Annotated in this window: 23 protein-coding genes; 17 read left to right on the top strand and 6 right to left on the bottom strand. The window is 60.9% G+C overall.

Annotated elements, in window-relative coordinates; all coding sequences use genetic code 11:
- Positions 1-35 precede the first annotated feature (35 nt).
- Positions 36-2,429: a lytic transglycosylase domain-containing protein gene (locus tag J2X24_RS04880; protein ID WP_209717436.1), complete on the bottom strand. Its 2,394-nt coding sequence runs from the start codon at positions 2,427-2,429 to the stop codon at positions 36-38.
- Between the two features lie 246 nt (positions 2,430-2,675).
- Between J2X24_RS04880 and dapA the strand changes: the two genes are divergently transcribed.
- Positions 2,676-3,584, top strand: coding sequence for a 4-hydroxy-tetrahydrodipicolinate synthase (dapA, locus tag J2X24_RS04875; protein WP_209717433.1), 909 nt, complete (start codon positions 2,676-2,678; stop codon positions 3,582-3,584).
- Between the two features lie 16 nt (positions 3,585-3,600).
- Complete coding sequence (gene smpB / locus J2X24_RS04870) at positions 3,601-4,077, top strand: SsrA-binding protein SmpB (RefSeq protein WP_209717431.1); 477 nt, start codon at positions 3,601-3,603, stop codon at positions 4,075-4,077.
- A gap of 15 nt (positions 4,078-4,092) precedes the next feature.
- Here smpB and J2X24_RS04865 read toward each other — a convergent pair whose 3' ends face one another.
- Positions 4,093-4,545: a tetratricopeptide repeat protein gene (locus J2X24_RS04865; RefSeq protein ID WP_209717428.1), complete on the bottom strand. Its 453-nt coding sequence runs from the start codon at positions 4,543-4,545 to the stop codon at positions 4,093-4,095.
- Positions 4,546-4,662: 117 nt separating this feature from the next.
- Positions 4,663-5,241 carry a LabA-like NYN domain-containing protein gene (locus J2X24_RS04860; RefSeq protein WP_209717425.1) on the bottom strand — a complete coding sequence of 193 codons (579 nt, stop codon included), beginning with the start codon at positions 5,239-5,241 and terminating at the stop codon, positions 4,663-4,665.
- Positions 5,242-5,262: 21 nt separating this feature from the next.
- On the opposite strand from J2X24_RS04860, the gene folK reads away from it, so the two are divergent.
- A complete protein-coding gene (folK, locus tag J2X24_RS04855) occupies positions 5,263-5,817 on the top strand; it encodes a 2-amino-4-hydroxy-6-hydroxymethyldihydropteridine diphosphokinase (protein WP_209717422.1) in 555 nt (184 codons plus the stop codon).
- Here the strand turns inward: folK and J2X24_RS04850 are convergent.
- Positions 5,793-6,779, bottom strand: a complete 987-nt coding sequence (locus J2X24_RS04850; protein ID WP_209717419.1) for a DMT family transporter — start codon at positions 6,777-6,779, stop codon at positions 5,793-5,795. The two genes, folK and J2X24_RS04850, sit on opposite strands and share 25 nt — an antisense overlap.
- Positions 6,780-7,054: 275 nt before the next feature.
- Here J2X24_RS04850 and J2X24_RS04845 point away from each other — a divergent pair, with 275 nt between their 5' ends.
- Positions 7,055-7,483 (top strand): thermonuclease family protein, encoded by a 429-nt coding sequence (locus tag J2X24_RS04845; protein ID WP_209717416.1) that lies wholly within the window; start codon positions 7,055-7,057, stop codon positions 7,481-7,483.
- 1 nt (position 7,484) lies between these two features.
- Here the strand turns inward: J2X24_RS04845 and J2X24_RS04840 are convergent, their stop codons facing one another.
- Complete coding sequence (locus tag J2X24_RS04840) at positions 7,485-7,994, bottom strand: SLATT domain-containing protein (protein WP_209717413.1); 510 nt, start codon at positions 7,992-7,994, stop codon at positions 7,485-7,487.
- A 61-nt stretch (positions 7,995-8,055) separates the two neighbouring features.
- Complete coding sequence (leuA, locus tag J2X24_RS04835; protein WP_245344446.1) at positions 8,056-9,729, bottom strand: 2-isopropylmalate synthase; 1,674 nt, start codon at positions 9,727-9,729, stop codon at positions 8,056-8,058.
- 196 nt (positions 9,730-9,925) lie between these two features.
- On the opposite strand from leuA, the gene rpoZ reads away from it, so the two are divergent.
- The 13 genes from rpoZ to J2X24_RS04770 all read left to right on the top strand — a co-directional run bounded on the left by rpoZ (position 9,926) and on the right by J2X24_RS04770 (position 20,979).
- Positions 9,926-10,285, top strand: a complete 360-nt coding sequence (gene rpoZ, locus J2X24_RS04830) for a DNA-directed RNA polymerase subunit omega (RefSeq protein ID WP_192620047.1) — start codon at positions 9,926-9,928, stop codon at positions 10,283-10,285.
- A 221-nt stretch (positions 10,286-10,506) separates the two neighbouring features.
- Entirely contained in the window at positions 10,507-12,687 is a 2,181-nt protein-coding gene (locus J2X24_RS04825) for a RelA/SpoT family protein (protein ID WP_209718293.1), read from the top strand.
- 1 nt (position 12,688) lies between these two features.
- On the top strand, positions 12,689-13,258 hold the full coding sequence (locus tag J2X24_RS04820) for a hypothetical protein (RefSeq protein ID WP_209717410.1): 570 nt from the start codon (positions 12,689-12,691) through the stop codon (positions 13,256-13,258).
- Positions 13,259-13,329: 71 nt separating this feature from the next.
- The gene (pyrE, locus tag J2X24_RS04815; RefSeq protein ID WP_209717407.1) at positions 13,330-13,917 is read left to right on the top strand and encodes an orotate phosphoribosyltransferase; all 588 of its coding nucleotides are present in this window, start codon (positions 13,330-13,332) and stop codon (positions 13,915-13,917) included.
- Positions 13,914-14,675: a pyridoxine 5'-phosphate synthase gene (locus J2X24_RS04810; protein ID WP_209717404.1), complete on the top strand. Its 762-nt coding sequence runs from the start codon at positions 13,914-13,916 to the stop codon at positions 14,673-14,675. The genes pyrE and J2X24_RS04810 overlap by 4 nt, the downstream gene beginning before the upstream one ends.
- Positions 14,672-15,061, top strand: coding sequence for a holo-ACP synthase (gene acpS / locus J2X24_RS04805; RefSeq protein ID WP_209717401.1), 390 nt, complete (start codon positions 14,672-14,674; stop codon positions 15,059-15,061). The genes J2X24_RS04810 and acpS overlap by 4 nt, the downstream gene beginning before the upstream one ends.
- Before the next feature lie 221 nt (positions 15,062-15,282).
- Complete coding sequence (gene lepB / locus J2X24_RS04800; protein ID WP_209717398.1) at positions 15,283-16,164, top strand: signal peptidase I; 882 nt, start codon at positions 15,283-15,285, stop codon at positions 16,162-16,164.
- 133 nt (positions 16,165-16,297) lie between these two features.
- Positions 16,298-16,993, top strand: coding sequence for a ribonuclease III (rnc, locus tag J2X24_RS04795; RefSeq protein ID WP_209717395.1), 696 nt, complete (start codon positions 16,298-16,300; stop codon positions 16,991-16,993).
- Entirely contained in the window at positions 16,990-17,943 is a 954-nt protein-coding gene (gene era / locus J2X24_RS04790) for a GTPase Era (RefSeq protein ID WP_209717392.1), read from the top strand. Before rnc ends, era begins: the two co-directional genes overlap by 4 nt.
- Before the next feature lie 307 nt (positions 17,944-18,250).
- The gene (gene recO / locus J2X24_RS04785; RefSeq protein WP_209717389.1) at positions 18,251-18,979 is read left to right on the top strand and encodes a DNA repair protein RecO; all 729 of its coding nucleotides are present in this window, start codon (positions 18,251-18,253) and stop codon (positions 18,977-18,979) included.
- Positions 18,980-19,044: 65 nt separating this feature from the next.
- Positions 19,045-19,536, top strand: a complete 492-nt coding sequence (locus J2X24_RS04780; RefSeq protein ID WP_209717385.1) for a hypothetical protein — start codon at positions 19,045-19,047, stop codon at positions 19,534-19,536.
- A gap of 60 nt (positions 19,537-19,596) precedes the next feature.
- On the top strand, positions 19,597-19,998 hold the full coding sequence (locus J2X24_RS04775) for a GFA family protein (protein ID WP_209717382.1): 402 nt from the start codon (positions 19,597-19,599) through the stop codon (positions 19,996-19,998).
- Between the two features lie 45 nt (positions 19,999-20,043).
- Complete coding sequence (locus J2X24_RS04770; RefSeq protein WP_209717380.1) at positions 20,044-20,979, top strand: GGDEF domain-containing protein; 936 nt, start codon at positions 20,044-20,046, stop codon at positions 20,977-20,979.
- The last annotated feature ends 46 nt before the right edge of the window (positions 20,980-21,025 follow it).

Genomic DNA, 21,025 nt, shown 5'->3' with positions numbered 1-21,025 from the left:
GGTGGACGCGAAGCGGACGGAAGGGGGAAGGCCGCCTAGCTCCGCTTTTTCTTCGTCTTCTTGGTCGCAGCCTTCTTGGTCTTGCCCTTGGCCTTGGTACTCTTGGCCCGCTTGCTCTTGGCCGTTGCCTTGGGCTTTACCGGTTCAACCGCCGCGGCTGCCGCCAAGCTGGCGGCGAGCGCCGTATTCTGGGCTTCGGCCTTCTGATAATCGAGATAGCTCATCGGACCATCGCCATCGCCGCCGATCGTGCCGGTTTCGCCGTCATCCGGCGTATTGACGATCGGGGCGGGCAGGCCGCGCTGGACATCCGCCCACGGCGTCAACGCCGCGCTGCCGCCGTTGAGACGGGCGCGATAGACGTGGACGTTTTCCGTTACCCGCATCATGTAGTTGCGGGTTTCGTTGAACGGATGGCATTCGATGAAGCTTAAGGGATCGCCATTGGGGCCGCGCGGATCTCCGCAGTCGGAAACCCACTTCGACATGCGGCTGGGGCCGGCATTATAGCTGGCGGCGGCCATGATGTAGGAGCCGTCGAAGCGCGTCACCAACTCACCCAGGTGATAGGCGCCGAGAGACATGTTGAATTCCGGCTCATAAAGCCTTGAATCGTTGTAGCTTGCGCCCAGACGGCGGGCGACGGCGCGCGCCGTCGACGGGATAAGCTGCATCATGCCGCGCGCATTGGCGTGGCTGCGCACCTTGGGGTCGAAGCCCGATTCCTGACGCGTGATAGCCAGAACGAAAGCTTTTTCCGGCGACGGGACGTCTGGTACCGCGCGCAACGGATAGGCGCGTTCGGGCAGGTAGAAGCCGCGCTGCATCGAGTTGCGCGCCACCTTCATGGCTATGAACTGGGTATCGTAGCGCGCGGTCAGGTCGACCAGCAGCGCCTCTTCCTCGGCATTGGGCAGGACGAGGCTGGTCGCCAGGACGATCTGGCGGAACATGTCGATCTGGCCGATGCTGGCCAGGATACGCGCGGCGCGGATAGTGTCGCGGCTTTCAAAGCGCTGGCGATCGGCGGCACTTGGGATCGGGTCCTTGCCGACGGTTATGGTCTTGACGCCGGCCTTTTCCGCCGCCAGCTGACCGTAGAAGGCGTAGATGTACTGGCCGCCCTTGGCGTAGTATTTCTCGGCCTCGGTGCGGTCAGGATTGATGCCGTTCAGGCCGGGATTGTCACGCTTTTCATAGGCGCGGCCCAGCCAGTAGTTGGCACGGCCCTGCGTAATCGGCGAGGTGCCGGCAGTGGCGAGATTATGGAAGTGCTCGACGGCGGCATTGGTGTCGTTGAGCTTGAGCAGCGCCATCCAGCCGGCGAAGAACTCGGCCTCGGCCTTGCTTTCGCCGGGCTCGAAACCGCCGCCCTTCATGGCGTTATAGGCGGCGCGGTAGTCCTTGGCCTTCAGCGCCGATTTGAAGTAGGCGAGGCGCAAACTATAGAGCTGGCTTGCGGCTTCGGGGCTCATTGAGGCTGGCGGAAGGTCGCCCAGGATCGGGTAACCTAAAGGTTCAAGCCCCTTGCCGGACAGGTATTTGGCGCGGGCAAAGGCCAGGGCCTTGTTGCGTGGATCCAAGGCCAGGGCCGAGGTATAGAGGGCGTCGCTGCCAGCAGCACCCGTGCGCAGGGCCAGGGCCGCGTTGGCGACTGCGCGTGTGTGATCGTTGACGTATGGCAGCAGGTCGCGGATTGCCTGGCTGGAGCCCGACTGCGTATTGATGATCAGGCAGTTGACGCGGGCGATCGTATCATCCTGCGTCAGGTAGCGGCCAAAGGCCTGCTGGAAGTTGGCCTGGCCCATGGCGTCGAAGGTCTTGGTCCGCCACCACGTCTTGGCCAGTTGCGAGGCTTCCTCGATATTGCCGACGGCCTGCTGGGCGTTGATCAGGGCGACCGCGCCTTCGAGTGTCTCGGGCGGCGAACCGTTGAACCAGTCGACGATCTGCTGGCCTGACATGCCCGACAGGCCGATCATCTTTTCGGCGGCGATCTGGCGCTTGGTTTCGCGCGGCCAGCCCCACAGGTCGCGGCGCGCGCCATCAAGCGCGGCGAAGCTGTAGATATTCTGGCCGTCGTTATTGATAATGGCCCAGGTAATGATCTTGCGCGCGACCGGATTGCTTAGGGACGACTTCATCGAATCGGCGGCGGCGAAATTCTTGGTGCGCACCAGTTCAAGCGCGCTTTCCAGCGTCTCGATATCCTCGGCCGACATCAGCGACGGCTGATAGGGCTGGGACGTGTCCGGCGTCGCCATCGTGTTCTGGGCCGAAGGCGCCGGGGAAGGGACGTCCTGCGCCGACACGGGACCAAGACCAATGAGGCCCGCGGCACTGACGGTCAGGATGAGCGCGGCCTTGCGCCACAAGGGGCGCGGTGCCGTCGCGTGCGTCTGGACGCGATCTGGAAGATTAAGCTTCATGCCGGTTTTAGTCCCTAGCCAATTCTTACGCGGTGTATTCAGGCCCGTCGTTAACCGACTATAGGCCATAGTTTCTTTTTATAAAGACATTGCAGCCAAAGCCCGGCGGGCTTAAGGCTAAATTCGATATAATCTTCGATCTGCGATGATCGAAAGACACACCTTGCGCAAAATGATCACGTTTTCATCACGTTGACTAAGCGAAGGCTGTCTGCGGCAACGACTGTGTGCAGGACTGGTTAAGGAATGAGTAACGCAAGGCAAACCCCGCCGTTCAAGGGCGTCATTACCGCCATGGTCACGCCGTTTCGCGACGGCAAGGTGGATTATAAAGCTTTCGAGGCGCTGATAGAGCACCAGATCGCCGCGGGCGTGCACGGTCTTGTGCCGGTCGGCACGACGGGCGAGACCTCGACGCTCAGCCTTGACGAGCACAAGGAGGTCGTCCGCCTGTGCGTCGAGCGCGTTGCCGGCCGGGTAAAGGTAATCGCGGGCGCCGGGTCGAACAACACGGCCGAATCGGTCGAGCTGTCGCATCACGCCAAAACCGTCGGCGCCGACGCCGTGCTGGTCGTCGCCCCATACTACAACAAGCCTTCGCAGGAAGGACTCTATCAGCATTTCAAGGCGATCAACGACGCCGTTCAGATCCCGGTTCTGCTGTATAATGTTCCCGGCCGCACCGTCGTCGATATGAGCAACGATACGGTCGCGCGCCTGGCCAGGCTGCCCAATATCGTCGGCATCAAGGACGCCACGGGCGACATCGACCGCCTGAGCCATATGCGCCTGATGATCGACAAGCCGTTTGCCTACATCTCGGGCGATGATCCGACCTTCCTGGGTTATTCGGCGCACGGCGGTCATGGCGTGATCTCGGTGACGTCCAATGTCGCGCCGGCGGCCTGCGTCGCCCTCTACAATGCCGCTGCCCAGGGCGACTATGAAACGGCGCGCCAGTGGCAGGACAAGCTGATCACGCTCGACAAGGTCCTGTTCGCCGATTCCTCGCCGTCGCCGACCAAGTACGCCATGAGCCGCTTAGGACTTTGCACCGAAGAGGTCCGCCTGCCGATCACGCCGTGCAGCCAGGCCGTCCGGCCGCTGGTCGAGGACGCCATGGCGCTGGCGGGTCTTGTACCGGAGCCGGCCTGACTTATCTACGACTCCCATGGCCAACGAAGACGCTTCCAATTACAAGGTGATCGCCGATAACCGGCGCGCACGCTTCGACTACTTCCTTGAACACCCGATCGAGGCCGGCATCGTGCTGACCGGGACTGAGGTCAAGTCGCTGCGCCAGGGCCGCGCCAATATCGCCGAATCCTATGTCAGCATCGAAAACGGCGATGAGATCGCGCTCGTCAATGCCGATATCCCGATCTATTCGAAGGCCAACCGCTTCAATCACGAGCCGCGCCGCGTGCGCAAGCTGCTGCTGCACCGCAAGGAGATCGGCCGGCTAATGGCGTCGGTACAGCGCGACGGCTACACCATGATCCCCACGAAGATGTACTTCAATGACAAGGGCCTGGTGAAGCTTGAGGTCGCATTGGCCAAGGGCAAGAAGATCCACGATAAGCGCGAGACCGAAGCCAAGCGCGACTGGCAGCGCGACAAGGCGCGACTGATGCGGGATAAGGGATAATTTAGCTGGAAGAGCTTAGCTGGCCTGGTCCGGATAGGTCCAGGCATTGCGGCACTGCGCCAAGGCTTGGCGCAGATCGTTGTCCGGCGTCGGCGAGGCGTCTTCGACCTCATCGCCGACCGCCTGATAGATGGTCAGCGCTTCCTCGTAGCGCGACGACGCCTCATCATACTCTTCGCAGGTCTGATAGGTGTCGCCGAGATGGCGCAGGGTCGAGGCCAGGGCCAGTACGTCCGAGGTCTGGCGATAGAGTTTGACGGCTTCTTCGTAAAGCGGAACGGCCGCGACGGCGTGATCGTCGTCGCATTCCACCTGGGCCTTCACCGTCAGCGCCTGCGCCCACAGGATGTCATTGGCCTGGCGGCGGGCGATAAGGATCAATGCGTCAAGACTGGTGCGCGCTTCGGCATAGCGGCCGTCCCGCCGCGCCTGATTTGCCTGTCCGAAAAGCCGATCAATGCTGTGCATCGCCTGCCTCCATCGCCACAATCCCCGCATAAATAAACACGCAATACGCGAATTGGTAAAGCCACGAAACCGTGAGGTTACCGCTCACATAATGGGATTCTCAAACGATATAAGGCTTTAGGCGTCGTCGAAATCATCCTGCGGGAACTTCGGATTGTTCTGCTGCTGGCGCGGACGGCCGATGACCGAGGCCAGGTCGGCCAGGTCGACAAAGGTGTCCGCCTGGCGGCGCAGTTCGTCCGAAGTCATGGGCGGCGACGACTTCACGGTCGATACGACGGTGACGCGCGCGCCCTTGCGCTGAACGGCTTCGATCAGTCGGCGGAAATCGCCGTCGCCTGAAAACAGCACAAGATGGTCGGCGTGTTCGGCCATTTCCATCATGTCGCAGGCGATTTCGATATCCATGTCGCCACGCCAGCGCTTGCGGCCCTGGCTATCGACATATTCCTTGGCGGTCTTGGTGATCAGGGCGAAGCCGTTATAGTCCAGCCAGTCAACCAGCGGGCGAATCGGCGAGTAGTCGTCGCCTTCCACCAGCGCCGTGTAGTAGTAGGCGCGGATCAGGATGCCGCGTTTGCGGAATTCATCCAGAAGCTTGCGGTAGTCGATGTCGAAGTTGAGGGCTTTAGCGGCGGAATAAAGATTGGCACCGTCGATGAAAAGCGCGATACGATCCGTCGGGTAGAAACTCATTCCAATAGCTTTCAAAGAAATATGGCTCAAATTTCGCCCAGGCCATGCGACGACGACAACGCGGCAATTCTCATTGCCTACGGTTCCAACCTGCCGTCCGCCACTGCTTTCCCCGAGCGTCAGTCTGCATCGCGCGCTTTTGCGCATGTTGTCAAGACATTGCAGGAGCGGGGACTGCTTGTTAACAGAATTTCATCTCTTTGGCGGTCGCTCGCCTGGCCCGATACTTCGGACCCGCCGTACGTGAACGCGGTTATACAAGTCAAGACAGAGCTTTCGCCCGCCGCACTTCTAAGTCTCCTGCATGGAATCGAATACACTGCCGGGCGGGTACGCGAAAAACGGAATGCACCAAGGGTTTTAGACCTCGATCTTATTGCCTATGGCCGGACAATTATGGATGAGGACAGTATTATGCTGCCGCATCCACGCGCCCATGAGCGCGCCTTCGTCATGGGGCCCGTGGCGGAAATCCTTCCGGGTTGGCTTCATCCAGTTGTTAAGGAAACAGCTTTAGATCTATGGAAAAAAGCTGAAATAGGTATGGATGCTCATCCCATGGCTGAGGAGGATTGAACCCGTTTGGCGCGCTGGTCCAGCCAGGTGTAGAGACCGACGCCGGTGACGACCAGCAAGGTACCGCCAAGATCGGCCAGGGTCGCGTTCTGGCGCAGAATCAGGACACTCATGCCTAAGGTGAAGACGGGATTGATGAAGCTGATGACGGCATTGGCCTGGGACGATATCCGGCTGAGAGCAAAGTTGGTCAGATAGCTGGGGGCCACGGTCGCACCGATGGCGAGCCCCAGCACCAGCCACATTAATGGCGCGCTCAGGACCACATCACTGACGCTGTGGGTCAAGAAGAAGTGCGCGAAGGTGGCGATGGCCGCGCCGCTCATGGCCCATGAGGTGAACAACGACGGGCCCAGGCGGGCGATTAAGGGCTTGGCCAGCAACAGATAGAGCGCGAACGATACCGACGACGCCATGCACCACAGGGTGCCAGCAACTATGGCGGAACCGTGGGTTTGCAGGTCGGTGACAAAGATCAGGCCGATGCCGGCATAAGCGATGGCAAAGGTCCATAAGGCGTTGACGCGCAAGGCCTGTCCGAAGAAGAGGGCACCGAACAGAATGACGAACAGGGGATAGGTGAAGATGATTAGGCGCTCGAATTCCGGCGACAGGGTCGTCAGGCTTTCGAAGTCCGTATAGCTGGCGAACCAGTAGCCCAGGGCGCCGACCGCCAGCGCCTTGGCGTAGAGATCCGGGCGGGTGCGCACAGGGGGCGGGCCCTCGATACCCAGCCTACGGTTGCGCAACCAGGTCAGGACGCCGCCCATGACGAAGAAGGGCGTCGCCAGCACCAGCCGCAGGGTCAGCAGTGTCGAGGCGTCGATATCGTATTCATAAGCGAGCTTGATCCAGATGGCCTTGCTGGCGAACAGAAAGGCGCCGAGTCCGGCCATGATGTAGCCGCCCCAGGTATTGAGCCAGGAGGCTGGGCCGTTTTGTGTCTGGGGAGATGCGCTCATGTCAGGAAACCGGATGGAGGAGGGGCGCCTGATCGAGAATTATGTCGCGCCCGTTTGAAGAAGCGGGCGGCGGAGATGGTTCCTATGCGCCCTTGTGTTTGCGCAGGTTAATGCGCACAGCCTTGCAAGCCCAAATAAGCTTGGACAGAATATCGAGCTGAATCAGCACGTGATTTTGGGCGAAGGATGTGAACATGGCGGCGCATTACCGGCTTTGCGGCATAATGGCAACCGCCCGGCTTACATGTCTGCGATCACTTTGGGTTACCCTATGTGTGCTGACGGTCACGCAACCCGCGACGGCGCAGACCTTGCGCGGTCGGGTGCATGTTGATGATGGCGATAGTCTGACGGTCAATGGGCGGCAGGTGCGTTTGTTCGGCGTCGATGCCTTCGAGTACCGCCAGACCTGCGGCCGGATGAAGTGCGGCCAAGCGGCGCTTCAACATTTGCGGCAGCTCGTCAAAGGCCAGTCCGTGGCGTGCGTCCGGCAGGATATCGACGCCTATGGGCGGGTTGTCGCCGTCTGCCGCCTGTCCGACGGCCGCGATCTTGGCCGCGAAATGGTGCGCAGCGGCTATGCGGTCGCCTATCGCCGCTATTCGACGCGCTATGTCGCCGATGAGGTCGCCGCAAAAAAGGCGAAGGCGGGTGCCTGGGCGCACGGTTTCCGCCGGCCGTCGGACTATCGCAGGTCACATTAGGTTACTCGCGGGTGGCGCGGACGGCTTGTTTCCAGATTCCAGCCGGCACGGACGGCGTGGTGTCGCTGAGGTGTGTCAGGTGGACCAGCAGGTCTTCCAGTTCATCGACATTGTACGGCACGTGGATCAGCAGGACTTCGAGCTGACGCCTCGCATTGGTGTAATGGCTGGCGGCGCTGCGGTGGACCTGGGCGCGCTCGCTCCAGCGGAAGACCGTCTGAAAGACCGATAGGATGGAACTCAGGCTGGCCAGGATGAAGATGGCGAGGTTGATCGGGGTTTCATACCGGCCGTAGAATTCCGGCAGGACGATTGGAATCGCCGCGAGCACCGAGACGAGGAACCCGCCCATCAGGGTCAGTGTGGTGAACCAGTTGGCAAAACTAGAAAGGGTATTGGTGGCCAGCCAGTGACCGAGGGCGCCGCGCTTGATGCGGCGCTCGGTCTCCTTGAGAATGCGCGGCAGTTCTTCTGCCTCGATCCTGTTGCTGGCTCTATCGCTGCCGTCCACGGCCTGATCCCCCCGATCCCTCACGTTAACACATTAAGGGAATGTGGTTATCGAGGCAAGGTTAAAGCCCGTTGGCGGCGCTTAAGACCGCCTTGACGCTGGCCGTGGCGATATCGTCGTCGATGCCGATGCCGAAGACGTGGCGGTCGTCAGCCGTGCGGCATTCGATATAGGCGACCGCCTGGCTGAGCGAACCCTTGGTCAGGGCGTGCTGGCCGTAGTCGAGGACTTCGAGCGCCAGGCCGTAGTGATCGTTGAGCGCTTCGATGGCGCTTGAGATCAGACCGTTGCCGTGGCCGATGACCGAGGCTTCGGCGCCGTCCTTGACGATGCGGCCGACGAAGGTGCGCTGGGTGCCCGAATGAACGGCTGCGGCCTGTTCATAGGCGATCAGGCCGTAGCGGCCGCCGCCCAGGTGGTAGGCATCCTGGAAGGCCTTCCAGATTTCGTCGGACGACAGCTCGCGGGCGCTGGCGTCGGTGATTTCCTGCACGCGGCGCGAAAAGTCGATCTGCAGGTGGCGCGGCAACTTCAGGCCATGCGCCTGCTCGAGCACCCAGGCGATGCCGCCCTTGCCGGATTGCGAGTTGACGCGGATGACCGCCTCATAGCTTTCGCCGAGATCGGCCGGATCGATCGGCAGGTAGGGCATTTCCCAGAAGCCGTCATTGCGCTTTTCGTGGGCCGCGAAGCCCTTCTTGATGGCGTCCTGGTGCGAGCCCGAAAACGCCGTGAAGACCAGTTCGCCGGCATAGGGGTGACGTGGGTGGACCGGGATGTTGTTGCAGTACTGGACCGTCTCGACGACTTCGCGCATGTTCGAGAAGTCGAGCTTGGGCGACAGGCCTTGCGTATACATGTTGAGGCCGAGCGTCACCAGATCGACATTGCCGGTGCGCTCGCCATTGCCGAACAGGCAGCCTTCGACGCGGTCGGCGCCAGCCAAAAGGCCAAGTTCGGCGGCGGCCGTGCCGGTGCCGCGGTCGTTATGCGGGTGAAGCGAGATGCAGACGCTGTCGCGGTTCGAGATGTGGCGGCCAAACCATTCGATCTGGTCGGCATAGGTGTGCGGACCGCCGACTTCGACGGTCGCCGGGAGGTTCAGGATCAGCGGGTTGTCCGGGGTCGGCTGAAGCACGTTGATGACGGCTTCACAGACCTCGAGCGCGAATTCCGGCTCGGTGGCGGTAAAGGTCTCCGGGCTGTATTCGAACGACCAGCGCGTCTCCGGCTGCTTGGCCGCTTCGTCGCGCAAAAGCGTCGCGCCCTTGACGGCCAGGGCCAGGACATCGGCCTTTTCCATGCCGAAGACGACGCGGCGGAAGAGGGGCGAGGTGGCGTTATACAGGTGGACGATGGCCTGCTTGGCGCCGCGCAGGGATTCGAACGAACGCTTGATGAGGTCTTCGCGCGACTGCGTCAGAACCTGGATCGTGACGTCGTCGGGGATCAGGTTTTCCTCGATCAGCTTGCGCACGAAATCGAATTCGGTCGCCCCGGCCGACGGGAAGCCGACCTCGATCTCCTTGAGGCCTACTTTCAGCAACAGGTTGAAGAAGATCATCTTCTTCTCGACGTCCATCGGATCGGCCAAGGCCTGGTTACCGTCGCGAAGATCGGTCGACAGCCAGCGCGGCGGCGCGGTGATCGTCTTCGACGGCCAGGTCCGGTCGGACATGTCGACGCCCAGCGAAAACGGGCGGTATTTGGTCTCTGGGTTCGGCAGCATGGACATGGGGCGAGCCCTTAGGGCTCTGAAGCGGGCGAGTCAATGGAGGGCGGATCACACCTGATGTCGCTCACGCAGGATTTTCTTGTATTCAGTGAGGCGAAAGAGTAGAGAGGCGGCAATTGTTATCTGCCTTGCGCCGGGCCCCAGGAGGAATCTCTTAGGGCGACGGCGCGCTTTACGTTCAGACAAAGGGAACCGTATGGCTCGCGTCACCGTCGAAGATTGCGTCGAAAAGATCGACAACCGCTTCAACCTCGTTCTCCTGGCCGCCCATCGCGCCCGCGCCATCTCCAGCGGCTCGTCCATCCTGGTCGATCGCGACAACGACAAGAACCCGGTTGTTTCGCTTCGTGAAATCGCCGACGGCGTCCTGGCGCCCAACACGCTGACCGAAAGCCTGATCGCGTCGCTGCAGCGCGTCGACGAACGCACCGAGGCCGAGGAAGAAGCCGAAACCCTGGCCCTGCTGGCCGATCCGGCGCACCAGCAAATGTCGGAAGGCGACCTGATCCGCGCCCTGCAATCCGACCGCGATGGCGGTCAAGAGGAACGCTACTAAAAACGTTCCGGGTAAGAGAATATATAGAAGGTCCGGGGCATGCTTCCCGGGCCTTTTTTGTTTGGTTGTTTCGCGCATGCGTGAGACAGTCGATCTTTCCAGTTCCGCATCAGGCCAAGGTTTCGTGAATGTCCGCAGAGGGTGAACAGATTGCCGTAACAACGCCGCCGTCCGGTGGAGGCAATTCTGTGGCCGATGTCGGCAGCGATCCGGCCAAGGTCATGGCGGCCAACCGGCCGAAATTCCTGCGTCAGGTCGAGCTGATCGAGCGCGTCGCGGCATACGACCCGACCGTCGATGAGGCGCTGCTCAACCGCGCCTATGTCTACGCCATGCGCATGCACGGGGCGCAGCTCAGGGCCTCGGGCGATCCCTATTTCGCGCACCCGATCGAGGTCGCCGGCATTCTGACCGACTACAAGCTCGACGCGGCGGCCATCGCCACGGCGCTTCTGCACGATACCATTGAGGATACGCCGGCGACGCGCGAAGAGATTGCGTCGAAGTTCGGCGACGAGATCGCCAGCCTGGTCGAGGGCGTCACCAAGTTGACGCGGCTTGAGCTGCAATCGGAATATACCAAGCAGTCGGAAAACCTGCGTAAGTTCATCCTGGCCATTTCCAAGGACATCCGCGTCCTACTGGTCAAGCTGGCCGACCGCCTGCACAATATGCGGACCCTGCATTTCGTGGCGCCGGAAAAGCGCGAGCGGATTTCGCGCGAAACCCTGGAAGTCTACGCCCCGCTGGCGCGCTCGATCGGTTGCAACCGGTTCGCGACCGAGCTTGAGGACCTGGCGTTTTCGCATATCAATCCGATGGCGCACGCCGCCATCATCCTGCGCCTGAAAGAGATGCGGGAAGAGAAGGGCGACGCCATCCGCGCCATCGCGCGCGATATCGCCGGCAAGCTCGAAAAGGGCGGCATCTTCGCCCGCGTCCTGGGGCGCGAAAAGTCGCCCTATTCGATCTGGAAGAAGTTACAGCGTAAATCAATTGGTTTTGCTCAGCTTTCCGACATCTACGCCTTCCGCGTCGTTATGAGCGATGTCGACGAATGCTACCGTGCCTTAGGCATCCTCCATCGCGTCTGGCCGTGCGTGCAGGACCGTTTCAAGGACTTCATTTCGACACCCAAGGCCAACAACTACCGGTCGCTCCATACCACGGTGGTGGGACACAAGGGCACGCGGATCGAGATGCAGATCCGCACCGAGGAGATGGACCGCATCGCCGAAGAGGGCGTCGCCGCGCACTGGGGCTACAAGAACCAGACCTACGGCTTCGACGAAGAGGCGGCGACGGCCGATGGCGGCCGCAACCCGATGAATTCGCTCAGGAACATCGTCTCGATTGCCGAAAGCGGCGGCGATTCGGAAGACTGGGTCGAACATGCCAAGATGGAGATGTACACCGACCAGGTGTTCGTCTTCTCACCCAAGGGCAAGCTGATCTCGTTGCCGCGCGGCGCCATGCCGCTCGATTTCGCCTTCGCGGTCCACACCGAGGTCGGGGAAACGGCCATCGGCTGCCTGATCAATGGCGAACACCGGCCGCTGCGCACCGTGCTGCAGAACGGCGACCAGGTCGAAATCCTGAACGGCCATGAGGCACGGGTCAACCAGGACTGGTTCTCGCTGACCGTGACGGGCAAGGCGCGGTCGGCGATTCGCCGCCACATCCGGCAGCGCGAACGCGATGATTTCGTCACCGTCGGCCGCACCGCGTTGATGCGCGCCGCCGCCCAGGTCGAAAAGCGGATCGACGACATCAGCTGGCGGCCGGCGCTGGAACGCTTCAACGTCGCCACCGAAGACGAACTGATGGAGCTGTGCGGACGCGGCAAGATTCCGCCGGTCAAGATCCTCGAAGCCATCTTCCCCGGTCTGAAGATGCCGTTGCGCCTGTCAACTGAGACCTTGACGCGCATCCGGGACGGTGAGGGCGGCCAGGCCTTCGTGCGCGGTTCGGCCCTGTCGGAACGGCAGCGCGTCATCTTCTCGCGCTGCTGCCATCCCGTGCCGGGCGACCGCATTATCGGCATTGTCGAGGATGACGGCTGTCATGTGCATTCGATCGAATGCGAAACCCTCGAAGCCCTGGAGGCCGAAAAGGACCGCTGGATCGACCTGCACTGGACGCTCAACGCCGAAAAGAACACCTTAAGTGTCGCGCGTATCCGTGTGACCATGCAGAACAAACCGGGCGTCCTGGGCCAGGCGTGCACGCTGATCGGCGAGGCCAAGGGCAATATCGTCGACATCCATATCGCGCCCAAGCAGATGGACTATCTCGAGATCGATTTCGATATCGAAGTCATGGATGCCCGCCATATCACCAATATCTCGGCGGCGCTTCGGGCGTCACAGATGATCGAAAGCGTCGACAGGATGCGCGGGTAGTATGATCGACGAGAAAACACTATTTTCTGGGCTGCAATCAGAACTGAACTCTAGAGTTATTGCGCGTGCTTCAATTAATACGGCTCATATACAGACTGTTGTAACATTTACAGCCGGGTATATCGCTGCGCGAGCAAGTTCGAATTTTGATAGTTCGGGATACTTGGGTTATATCGTTGGCGCAATAATTCCTATGGTGTCTTATTACTTTATTTCTTTGTATAGACACCATGATATGCAGATTGGTTTATTAAATCGAACTTTGAGGCGTATAGAAGATAGCAGCGAAATATCTGATATGCATAGATTTTTTAAAGTTGGCGGGGATTCTGGAGCGAAAAGCTATAAAGCTCGTAATATATCAAATATGGCGGTGATTTGGCTATGTTTCTTATCTCCAGTTGTTATTTTTCTGGACTACGTAATTCTCTTTGCAAATAACGGTTTTTCATGGCCAGAATTTTCGAACATTGATTATATTTTTGTCACTTGGGTTGCCTCTTTGACTGCGTGGAATTTTTGGTCTCTACTGCGGCTTGGTAAGTTTAGAAAAGACTTAATAGCTTCTTGAATATTATGAACTTGATCCAGCCAAGGATATGTGTCTAAAGCGCCGTGTGTTAGAGATAGGATGCGGCAGCTATGACCAACGACGATGTGCTCAACGAATTCCGTGCCGCCAATGCCCTGCGCACCGGCCATTTCGTGTTGTCGAGCGGGCTGCATTCGCCGATGTTCCTGCAGAAGAACCTCGTCTTCATGGACACGGCGCGCTGTGAGCGCCTGTGCAAGGCGCTGGCTGAGAAGATCACAGCCCAGGTTGGCGCGGTCGATGTCGCCGTATCACCAGCTGTTGGTGGTATCATTCCCGGTTATGAAACCGCGCGTCACCTGAAAGTGCCGTCGATCTATGTCGAGCGCGAGGGCGGCCAGTTCAAGTTTCGCCGTGGTTTCCATATCGAGCCCGGCGCCCGCGTCGTCATGGTCGAGGACATTGTCACTACTGGCCTGTCGTCGCGTGAGTGCATCGAAGCCATCAAGGCGGCCGGCGGCGATGTCGTGGCCGCCGCCTGCATCGTCGACCGTTCCGGGGGCAAGGCCGATGTCGGCGTGCCGCTGATCGCCCTGGCCAGCCTGGAAGTGCCGGCCTATCCGGCAGACAAGCTGCCGCCAGAACTGGCCGCCATCCCGGTCGAGGACCCCGGCAGCCGGAGGCTCGCCAAGGCATGACCTACATCCGCCTAGGCCTCAATGTCGATCACGTCGCCACTGTGCGCAATGCGCGCGGCGGCCATGCCCCCGATCCGGTGCGCGCCGCTGAACTGGCGATCGCCGCGGGCGTCGATGGCATCACGGCGCACCTGCGCGAAGACCGCCGCCACATCGTCGATGCCGATGTGCTGGCGCTGAAAAAGGTCTGCGACAGTCACGGCAAGCCGCTCAATTTCGAGATGGCGGTGACCGACGAGATGGTCGGCATGGCGCTCAAGCTGATGCCGCACGCCGCCTGCCTGGTGCCGGAGCGCCGCCAGGAGCGCACGACCGAAGGCGGGCTCGATGTCCTTGGTCAGATCGGGCCGGTGGGCGAGGCCGTGCGCCTGTTCAACCGCGCCGGCATCCGCGCCTCCCTGTTCATCGCCACCGATCCGGCCCAGGTCGAGGCGGCGGCGAAAGTCTCCGCGCCGGTGGTCGAATTCCATACCGGGGCCCTGTGCGACGCCTTCCGCGAGAAACAGGACGATGTTTTTAAGAACGAATTGAAGCGGTTGCAGGCGGCGGCGCAACAGGCGCATAAGCTTGGTATCGAAGTTCATGCCGGTCACGGCATCGATTACGACACCGTGCCCTTCATCGCCGCCATCCCCGAGATCCGCGAACTGAATATCGGCCATTTCCTGATCGGCGAAGCCATCTTCGTCGGGCTGGAAGCGTCCCTTAAACGCATGCGCGAGTTGATGGACGCCCAGCGCCGGGATCATTTGACATGATCATTGGCATCGGCATCGACCTGTGCGATGCGCGCCGCATCAAACAGTCCGTCGACCGGTTCGGCGATCGCTTTCTCAACCGTATCTATACGCCGGACGAACAGGCGCACGCCGCAAAGGCAGCGCGCACCGATCTTAGCCTGGCCAAGCGTTTCGCCGCCAAGGAGGCCGTGGCAAAGGCGTTTGGCACGGGCGTGCGCGGCTTCTTCTATGTCGATATCGAAGTGGTGACGGGGCCTTTGGGCCAGCCGCGCGTCCTGCTGCACGGTGGGGCGGCCGATACCCTGCGCGGCCTGCTGCCTGATGGTAAGGAGGCGCATATTCATTTGTCGCTGAGCGACGAAGACCCTTACGCCACGGCCTATGCGCTGATCGAGGCGCGTTAGGTTCACGATATGTCAAAAAGCCGGCTTCCCACTATTTGGCCTATCGCTTCGGAAGATTACGAAAAGATCATCCACCAAGGCGTGGGCTGACAAAAAACTGTCTTGCCCTTGCCATAATGCACGATTACGTGGTTCAAAAGACGGAACGGGGGATGTTTCCGGAAAAAACCTAAGGCAAGCCCGAAGTGACGGGCGCGCGCATAATTATGGGGCTGGCGTAAATGACGACATCGCGTGACGACTCGAACCTGAATCAGGGCGTAACCCATGCTGCGCACGCGCATGCCGCGCCCTCGGTCGATGAGGTCGCAAGCGACGATAGCCACGATGGCAGCGACGGCTCAGAGCCGCCGGCTAAGCAGTCGGCCATCGAGGAAGCCAAGGAGATCTTCGGCGTCGTGGCCGTGGCCCTGATCCTGGTCATGTTCCTGCGCACCTTCCTGTTCCAGCCCTTTACCATCCCGTCGGCGTCGATGGAGCCCAACCTGTACCAGGGCGATTACATCATCGTATCGAAATGGAATTACGGGATTTCGAAATATTCCTTCCCCGTAGCCGTGCCGTTCATCGAAGGACGTATCTTCAATAAGGCGCCGACGCGTGGCGACGTTGTGGTCTTCAAGCTGCCGTCGAACCCCAAGGTCGATTATATCAAACGCGTTGTCGGCTTGCCGGGCGATCGCGTCCAGATGAAGCGCGATCAGCTCTATATCAACGACCAGCCGGTGCCTTTCACCAATATGGGCACAGTCCAGGCGTCGGACGCGCCGGCGGGCACGGCGAACCTGCAACGCGAGTTCCTGCCGAACGGCCGTGTCCACCAGATGCAGGACATGGTCCAGGACGGCCGCGCCGACAACACCGGTGTCTTCACCGTGCCGATGGGCCACTACTTCGTCATGGGTGACAACCGCGACAACTCGCTGGACAGCCGCTTCTCGCCGGACGATCCCTATGATTCGGGTGTCGGCTTCGTTCCGGAAGAAAACCTGGAAGGCCGCGCCGTCTTTATCCTGATGTCGTGGAAGGAAGGTTCATCGCTGTGGAAGCCCTGGACCTGGCTGAACTTCAACTGGGAACGCTTCTTCAAGACGCTGGTTTAGTGCTCAGACGCCGCGCGACCTGTCTCGCATCTGCTCGGGCGCGCAGTCGCGCTTGCCGAAATGCAAGGGGCATTTCGGAGGCCGAAGCGAAAATGGTCTTTTCGTAGCCGGGGCGGTGCTGTAAACGCAGCCCATGAACGCGCGTATCAAAGCCATCGACGCCTTGCAGGCGCGCCTGGGCTATACCTTTCAAAACCCGGAACTGCTGGACGTGGCGCTGACGCACGCCAGCGTCGCCGAGGGTGCGCGTAAGATAAAAGATAACGAACGCCTCGAATTCCTGGGCGATCGCGTGCTGGGACTGCTGACCGCCGAATCTTTGATGGAGGCGTTTCCCGACGCCGAAGAGGGCGAACTGTCGCGCCGCTTTCACTCACTGGTCAGCCGCGACGCCTGTGCCGCCGTGGCGAAGGCGCTTGACCTTGGGCCAGCCCTACGCCTGGCGGCGGGCGAAACCAAGAGCGGCGGCCGCGCCAATCCGACGATACTCGGCGACGCCACTGAAGCCCTGATGGCGGCCGTCTATGTCGACGGCGGCTACGAGACGGTGGTAAGGTGTTTCAAGCCCCTGTGGGCCGACGCCTTGCGTAACAGCGGCAATGCTTCGCAAAGCAATCCGAAATCCTTCCTCCAGGAATGGGCCGCCGCCAATGGCAAGGCGCCGCCGGCTTACAGCCTGATCAACCGCAAGGGGCCCGATCACGCCCCGATCTTCACCATCGAAGTGCGCATCGACGGGGTTACACCCCAGGCGGCGACCGGCAAGTCGCGCCAGGAGGCCGAAAAGGCCGCCGCCCTGCGCCTGATCGAACAGGAACAACTGAATTGACCGATACCCCTCAAAAATGCGGTTTTGTCGCCATCATCGGCGCGCCGAACGCCGGTAAGTCCACGCTTGTCAACCGGCTGGTCGGCACCAAGGTGTCGATCGTGACGCAGAAGGTGCAGACGACGCGTTTTCCGGTGCGCGGCATCGCCATCGAAGGCGACGTCCAGATGGTACTGGTCGACACGCCGGGTATCTTCAAGCCGCGTCGGCGCCTGGACCGCGCCATGGTCGCCTCGGCCTGGGGCGGGGCGCAGGACGCCGACTGCATCGTGCTGCTCGTCGATGCCGCAGCGCAACTGGCGGTCAGGCATTCGACCGAGATCAAGGCAACGGCGGCCGACTACAAGGCGGTCGAGGACGTCGACATGATCATCGAGGGCCTTAAGGCCAATAGCGCCAAGGCGGTCCTGGCGCTGAACAAGATCGACCTGATGAAGCGCGACAACCTGCTGGCGGTCGCCGATGAGCTGTACAAGACAGGGGTGGTCGAGGACGTGCTGATGATCTCGGCCGAAAAGGGCAATGGCGTCAATGACCTGAAGACGCTTCTGGCCAGGCGCATGCCGGAAGGGCCGTGGCTCTATCCGGAAGACCAGGCCGCCGATGCGCCGGTGCGCATCCTCGCCGCCGAAATCACGCGCGAAAAGCTGTTCCTGCGCGTCCACGAAGAGCTGCCCTACGCCGCCGCGGTCATGACGACCAAGTTCGAGGACAAGCCCGATGGCTCGGCGCGTATCGAACAGACCATCTATGTCGAACGCGACGGCCAGCGCGCCATTGTCTTGGGTAAGAACGGCCAGACGCTGAAATGGATCGGCCAGAAATCGCGCGAGGACCTGTCGAAGCTGCTCGACCGGCCGGTGCATCTGTTCCTGCATGTTCAGGTGTCGGAAAAATGGAGCGATGATCGCGCGCTGTACGCGCAGTTTGGTTTGGAATACGATAGTTAGGTCTGCCCTTTTCTTATTCCTCCCTGGCTTTGCCGGGGAGGCCGGGTGAGCGCAGCCGGGATATAGTCCCGGCAAGCGCAAGACGATTGAGCCATCGACAGATGGCGAAAGAGATGTGGTGGTGGGGGCTACTTTAACTTGTCACAACGGTATTCGTGGTGTTTACACAGGATGCCCCCACCACCGCATCTAGCGCTTCGCGCGTCGTGCGGTCCCCCTCCCCAGCACGCTGGGGAGGAGTAAAAAAGCAAGCCGTCACACCTAAGCGAAGCCCGTTCTGGCGGTCCGCAACTCTTAGGACATGTCATTGGAATACGAAGACGAAGCCATAGTCCTGAGTGCGCGGCTCCACGGTGAAACCGGGGCGGTGGTGCATGTGCTGACGCGGCTGCACGGCGTTCAGGCGGCGCATATCGCCGGCGGGGCGTCGCGGCGGATGAAGCCGCTGCTGCAGCCTGGATCCCCCGTGACCTTCCGCTATCGCGCCCGCAGCGCCGACCAACTGGGCGCCGCGACGATCGAAGCGGACGGGCAGGGACCTGACCTGCTTGACGATCCCGTTGGGTTGCTGGGCCTGCAATGCGCCGCGCTGATGACGCGCCAGGCCCTGCCGGAACGCGAACGCCACGAAGGCGCCTATCATGCCTTTCGCGCCCTGTTGTCGGCCTTTGCTATTCCCGAAATCTGGCCGGCCATCTATGTTCGCTACGAAGCCGGGCTTCTCGAAGAGCTGGGCTACGGCCTGGACCTGAGCGCCTGCGCGGTCTCAGGCACGCGCGACAACCTTTGTTATGTCAGCCCGAAATCGGCGCGCGCCGTCAGTGCCGAAAGCGGCGCGCCCTACAAGGACAAGCTGTTGCCGCTGCCGCAATTCCTGCTGTCGTCGCAAGGCGGCATCAACGGGGGCGATGTCGTGGATGGCCTGAAGCTGACCGGATTTTTCCTGGAGCGCCACGTCTTCCATCCCCACAACAAACCGTTGCCTGACATCCGCGAACACCTGGCGGAAGCGCTGTCGCACGCCGGTTTGGGATAACAATGCAATCCTTTGGAGCCGGCATCCATCCTTTGCTAAGAAATGTGTGTCAGAGTGGGAGCATCATGCGTGAGATCGACCGAGCCCAGATAGTGACCTACAGCGCGCCCGAACTGCTCGCTGCCAATGTCAATCCGCATACCGGCCTGGCGACCGACTACCTGAACCTGTTCAACGAAGCGATCATGCTGTTCGAAATGGGCCTCGACATGCCGGACATGGCCGAGGAGCTGGCGGACTGGAAGCCGCGGGACTATGTCGCGCACTTCGAGGCATCCGGGTTCGAGTTGCGCGAAGTGGTGATTTCCGCTTATCTGCATGCGCCGTCCGAAGCGCGCCTGGCCTTTGACGAAAGCTGCACGCGAGCCTTGGCGATGTTTGATTCGTCGATCAATATCCTGCTCAGTTCGAACCTTGAAGACGGCGAAGCGAGGATCGACCTGCAAGCGCGCCTGGCGGAAATGAAGGCTTTGGTGGTCGAGATGGACTCGCATATCCACGGCCGCGCCGAGTCTATGGAAGCCAACCGTCAGAGCGAAGTCGACGCGCTTTTCTAACCATACTGACAAAATTTGGCAGTAAGTTGATGCATTCTCCGGCAACACAAGGAGGATGCCATGACCCTGACCGCCACCTGCCATTGCGGCGCCACCCATATCGAACTGCCGCGCGCCCCGGAAAGCGCCAAGACGTGCAATTGCACCTTCTGCCATCGAACGGGCGCCGTCTGGGCCTATTTCTCGCCTGACGAGGTCACGGTCAAGGCCGACCAGAATCGCACCTATTCGGCCAGTGGTGGCATGAACCAGCACCATTTCTGCGGCACCTGCGGTGGCAACACGCATGGCGACAGCCCGGACTGGGCCTCGGCCTACAATGCCGACGGCACGCCAAAGGAAGGGACGACGCCGGGCCAGATGCCCACGGCGCGCACCTTCGCCGTCAACATGCGCATGGTCGATGGTTTCAACCTCGACGCATTGCCTGTGGAACAGATGGACGGACGCAATAATTGGTAAGTGGTTTTAATTGGAAAATAACACCGCTCTGTTAGCGTCCGCAGCATGAATTCAGACGGCAAGTCCTACCAGAGCAATATGACACCAGAGCTTCTGATGCGCCTTGGAGAGGGCTTGCTGAACAGCGGCACCATGCTGGCCTTGTTCGCGCCGGATGACACGCTTCAGTTCGCCACGCCGGACTTTGTCCGTCTGTACGATGTCCAGCCGGGGCCCCAGACCTTCGGCAGCATCATGCGCCACTGTCATGCCTGGAAAACGGGCCCTCTGATCGAGACGGACGATATGGACGCCTGGCTGGCCATGGCCGATGGCAAGCGCCGCAGCCGGGCCTTGCGCAAGTTCGAGGTCGATATGGTCGATGGCCGGTGGATGTACGCCATCGAAACCACCTTCGACGATAACTGGGTCCTATTGGCGGTCACCGACTATACGGCGGTGAAGCACAAGGAAGCGACGCTGCGCACGGCGCGCGACGAAGCCATTGTCGCTTCGGAAACCGACCATCTGACAGGACTGTTCAATCGCGGCGCCGCCATGAAGCGTTTCGGCGCCATCCTGGACCGCGCTGTTCAGGGCAACCAGGTTTTCAGTATCGTCCTGCTCGACCTCGACCATTTCAAGATGATCAACGATCATTTCGGCCATGACGGCGGCGACCAGGTCCTGGTGCATTTCTCGGGCTGCATGCGCGACGTGCTGCGCGACCGCGACGTCACCGGCCGGGTCGGCGGCGAGGAGTTCCTGTTCGTCATGCCAGGCGCCTCCACGGATCAGGCCGGCGCCGTGGTCGAACGCCTGAGGGCACACCTGCGTGACCAGAGACTGAAGGTCGGCGACGTCACCCTGCGCTACACCTTTTCGGCGGGCATCGCCGAATGGACGCCGGGCAAGACGCTCCAGGGGCTCTATAAGGACGCCGACCAGGCGCTGTACGCCGCCAAGTCCGCCGGGCGCGACCAGGCGCGCAACGCGGTGTGAATACATAAGAGACTTCCGCTTGTATTCCTTTCGTTCTCGTTCTAAA

This window comes from Asticcacaulis solisilvae (genome assembly GCF_017875235.1).
Lineage (GTDB): Bacteria > Pseudomonadota > Alphaproteobacteria > Caulobacterales > Caulobacteraceae > Asticcacaulis > Asticcacaulis solisilvae_A.
This window is presented reverse-complemented; position numbering and strand designations above follow the sequence as displayed.

What these genes read in the sequence shown, in the direction of transcription:
- rpoZ (WP_192620047.1), top strand. Translation starts at nt 9,926, where the DNA reads ATGGCTCGCGTCACCGTCGAAGATTGCGTCGAAAAGATCGACAACCGC.
- J2X24_RS04825 (WP_209718293.1), top strand. Translation starts at nt 10,507, where the DNA reads ATGGCGGCCAACCGGCCGAAATTCCTGCGTCAGGTCGAGCTGATCGAG.
- J2X24_RS04865 (WP_209717428.1), bottom strand. Translation starts at nt 4,545, where the DNA reads ATGCACAGCATTGATCGGCTTTTCGGACAGGCAAATCAGGCGCGGCGG.
- J2X24_RS04860 (WP_209717425.1), bottom strand. Translation starts at nt 5,241, where the DNA reads ATGAGTTTCTACCCGACGGATCGTATCGCGCTTTTCATCGACGGTGCC.
- rnc (WP_209717395.1), top strand. Translation starts at nt 16,298, where the DNA reads ATGAACGCGCGTATCAAAGCCATCGACGCCTTGCAGGCGCGCCTGGGC.
- smpB (WP_209717431.1), top strand. Translation starts at nt 3,601, where the DNA reads ATGGCCAACGAAGACGCTTCCAATTACAAGGTGATCGCCGATAACCGG.
- pyrE (WP_209717407.1), top strand. Translation starts at nt 13,330, where the DNA reads ATGACCAACGACGATGTGCTCAACGAATTCCGTGCCGCCAATGCCCTG.
- lepB (WP_209717398.1), top strand. Translation starts at nt 15,283, where the DNA reads ATGACGACATCGCGTGACGACTCGAACCTGAATCAGGGCGTAACCCAT.
- J2X24_RS04775 (WP_209717382.1), top strand. Translation starts at nt 19,597, where the DNA reads ATGACCCTGACCGCCACCTGCCATTGCGGCGCCACCCATATCGAACTG.
- J2X24_RS04770 (WP_209717380.1), top strand. Translation starts at nt 20,044, where the DNA reads ATGAATTCAGACGGCAAGTCCTACCAGAGCAATATGACACCAGAGCTT.
- J2X24_RS04780 (WP_209717385.1), top strand. Translation starts at nt 19,045, where the DNA reads ATGCGTGAGATCGACCGAGCCCAGATAGTGACCTACAGCGCGCCCGAA.
- J2X24_RS04880 (WP_209717436.1), bottom strand. Translation starts at nt 2,429, where the DNA reads ATGAAGCTTAATCTTCCAGATCGCGTCCAGACGCACGCGACGGCACCG.
- J2X24_RS04820 (WP_209717410.1), top strand. Translation starts at nt 12,689, where the DNA reads ATGATCGACGAGAAAACACTATTTTCTGGGCTGCAATCAGAACTGAAC.
- dapA (WP_209717433.1), top strand. Translation starts at nt 2,676, where the DNA reads ATGAGTAACGCAAGGCAAACCCCGCCGTTCAAGGGCGTCATTACCGCC.
- acpS (WP_209717401.1), top strand. Translation starts at nt 14,672, where the DNA reads ATGATCATTGGCATCGGCATCGACCTGTGCGATGCGCGCCGCATCAAA.
- J2X24_RS04810 (WP_209717404.1), top strand. Translation starts at nt 13,914, where the DNA reads ATGACCTACATCCGCCTAGGCCTCAATGTCGATCACGTCGCCACTGTG.
- leuA (WP_245344446.1), bottom strand. Translation starts at nt 9,729, where the DNA reads ATGTCCATGCTGCCGAACCCAGAGACCAAATACCGCCCGTTTTCGCTG.
- folK (WP_209717422.1), top strand. Translation starts at nt 5,263, where the DNA reads ATGGCTCAAATTTCGCCCAGGCCATGCGACGACGACAACGCGGCAATT.
- J2X24_RS04850 (WP_209717419.1), bottom strand. Translation starts at nt 6,779, where the DNA reads ATGAGCGCATCTCCCCAGACACAAAACGGCCCAGCCTCCTGGCTCAAT.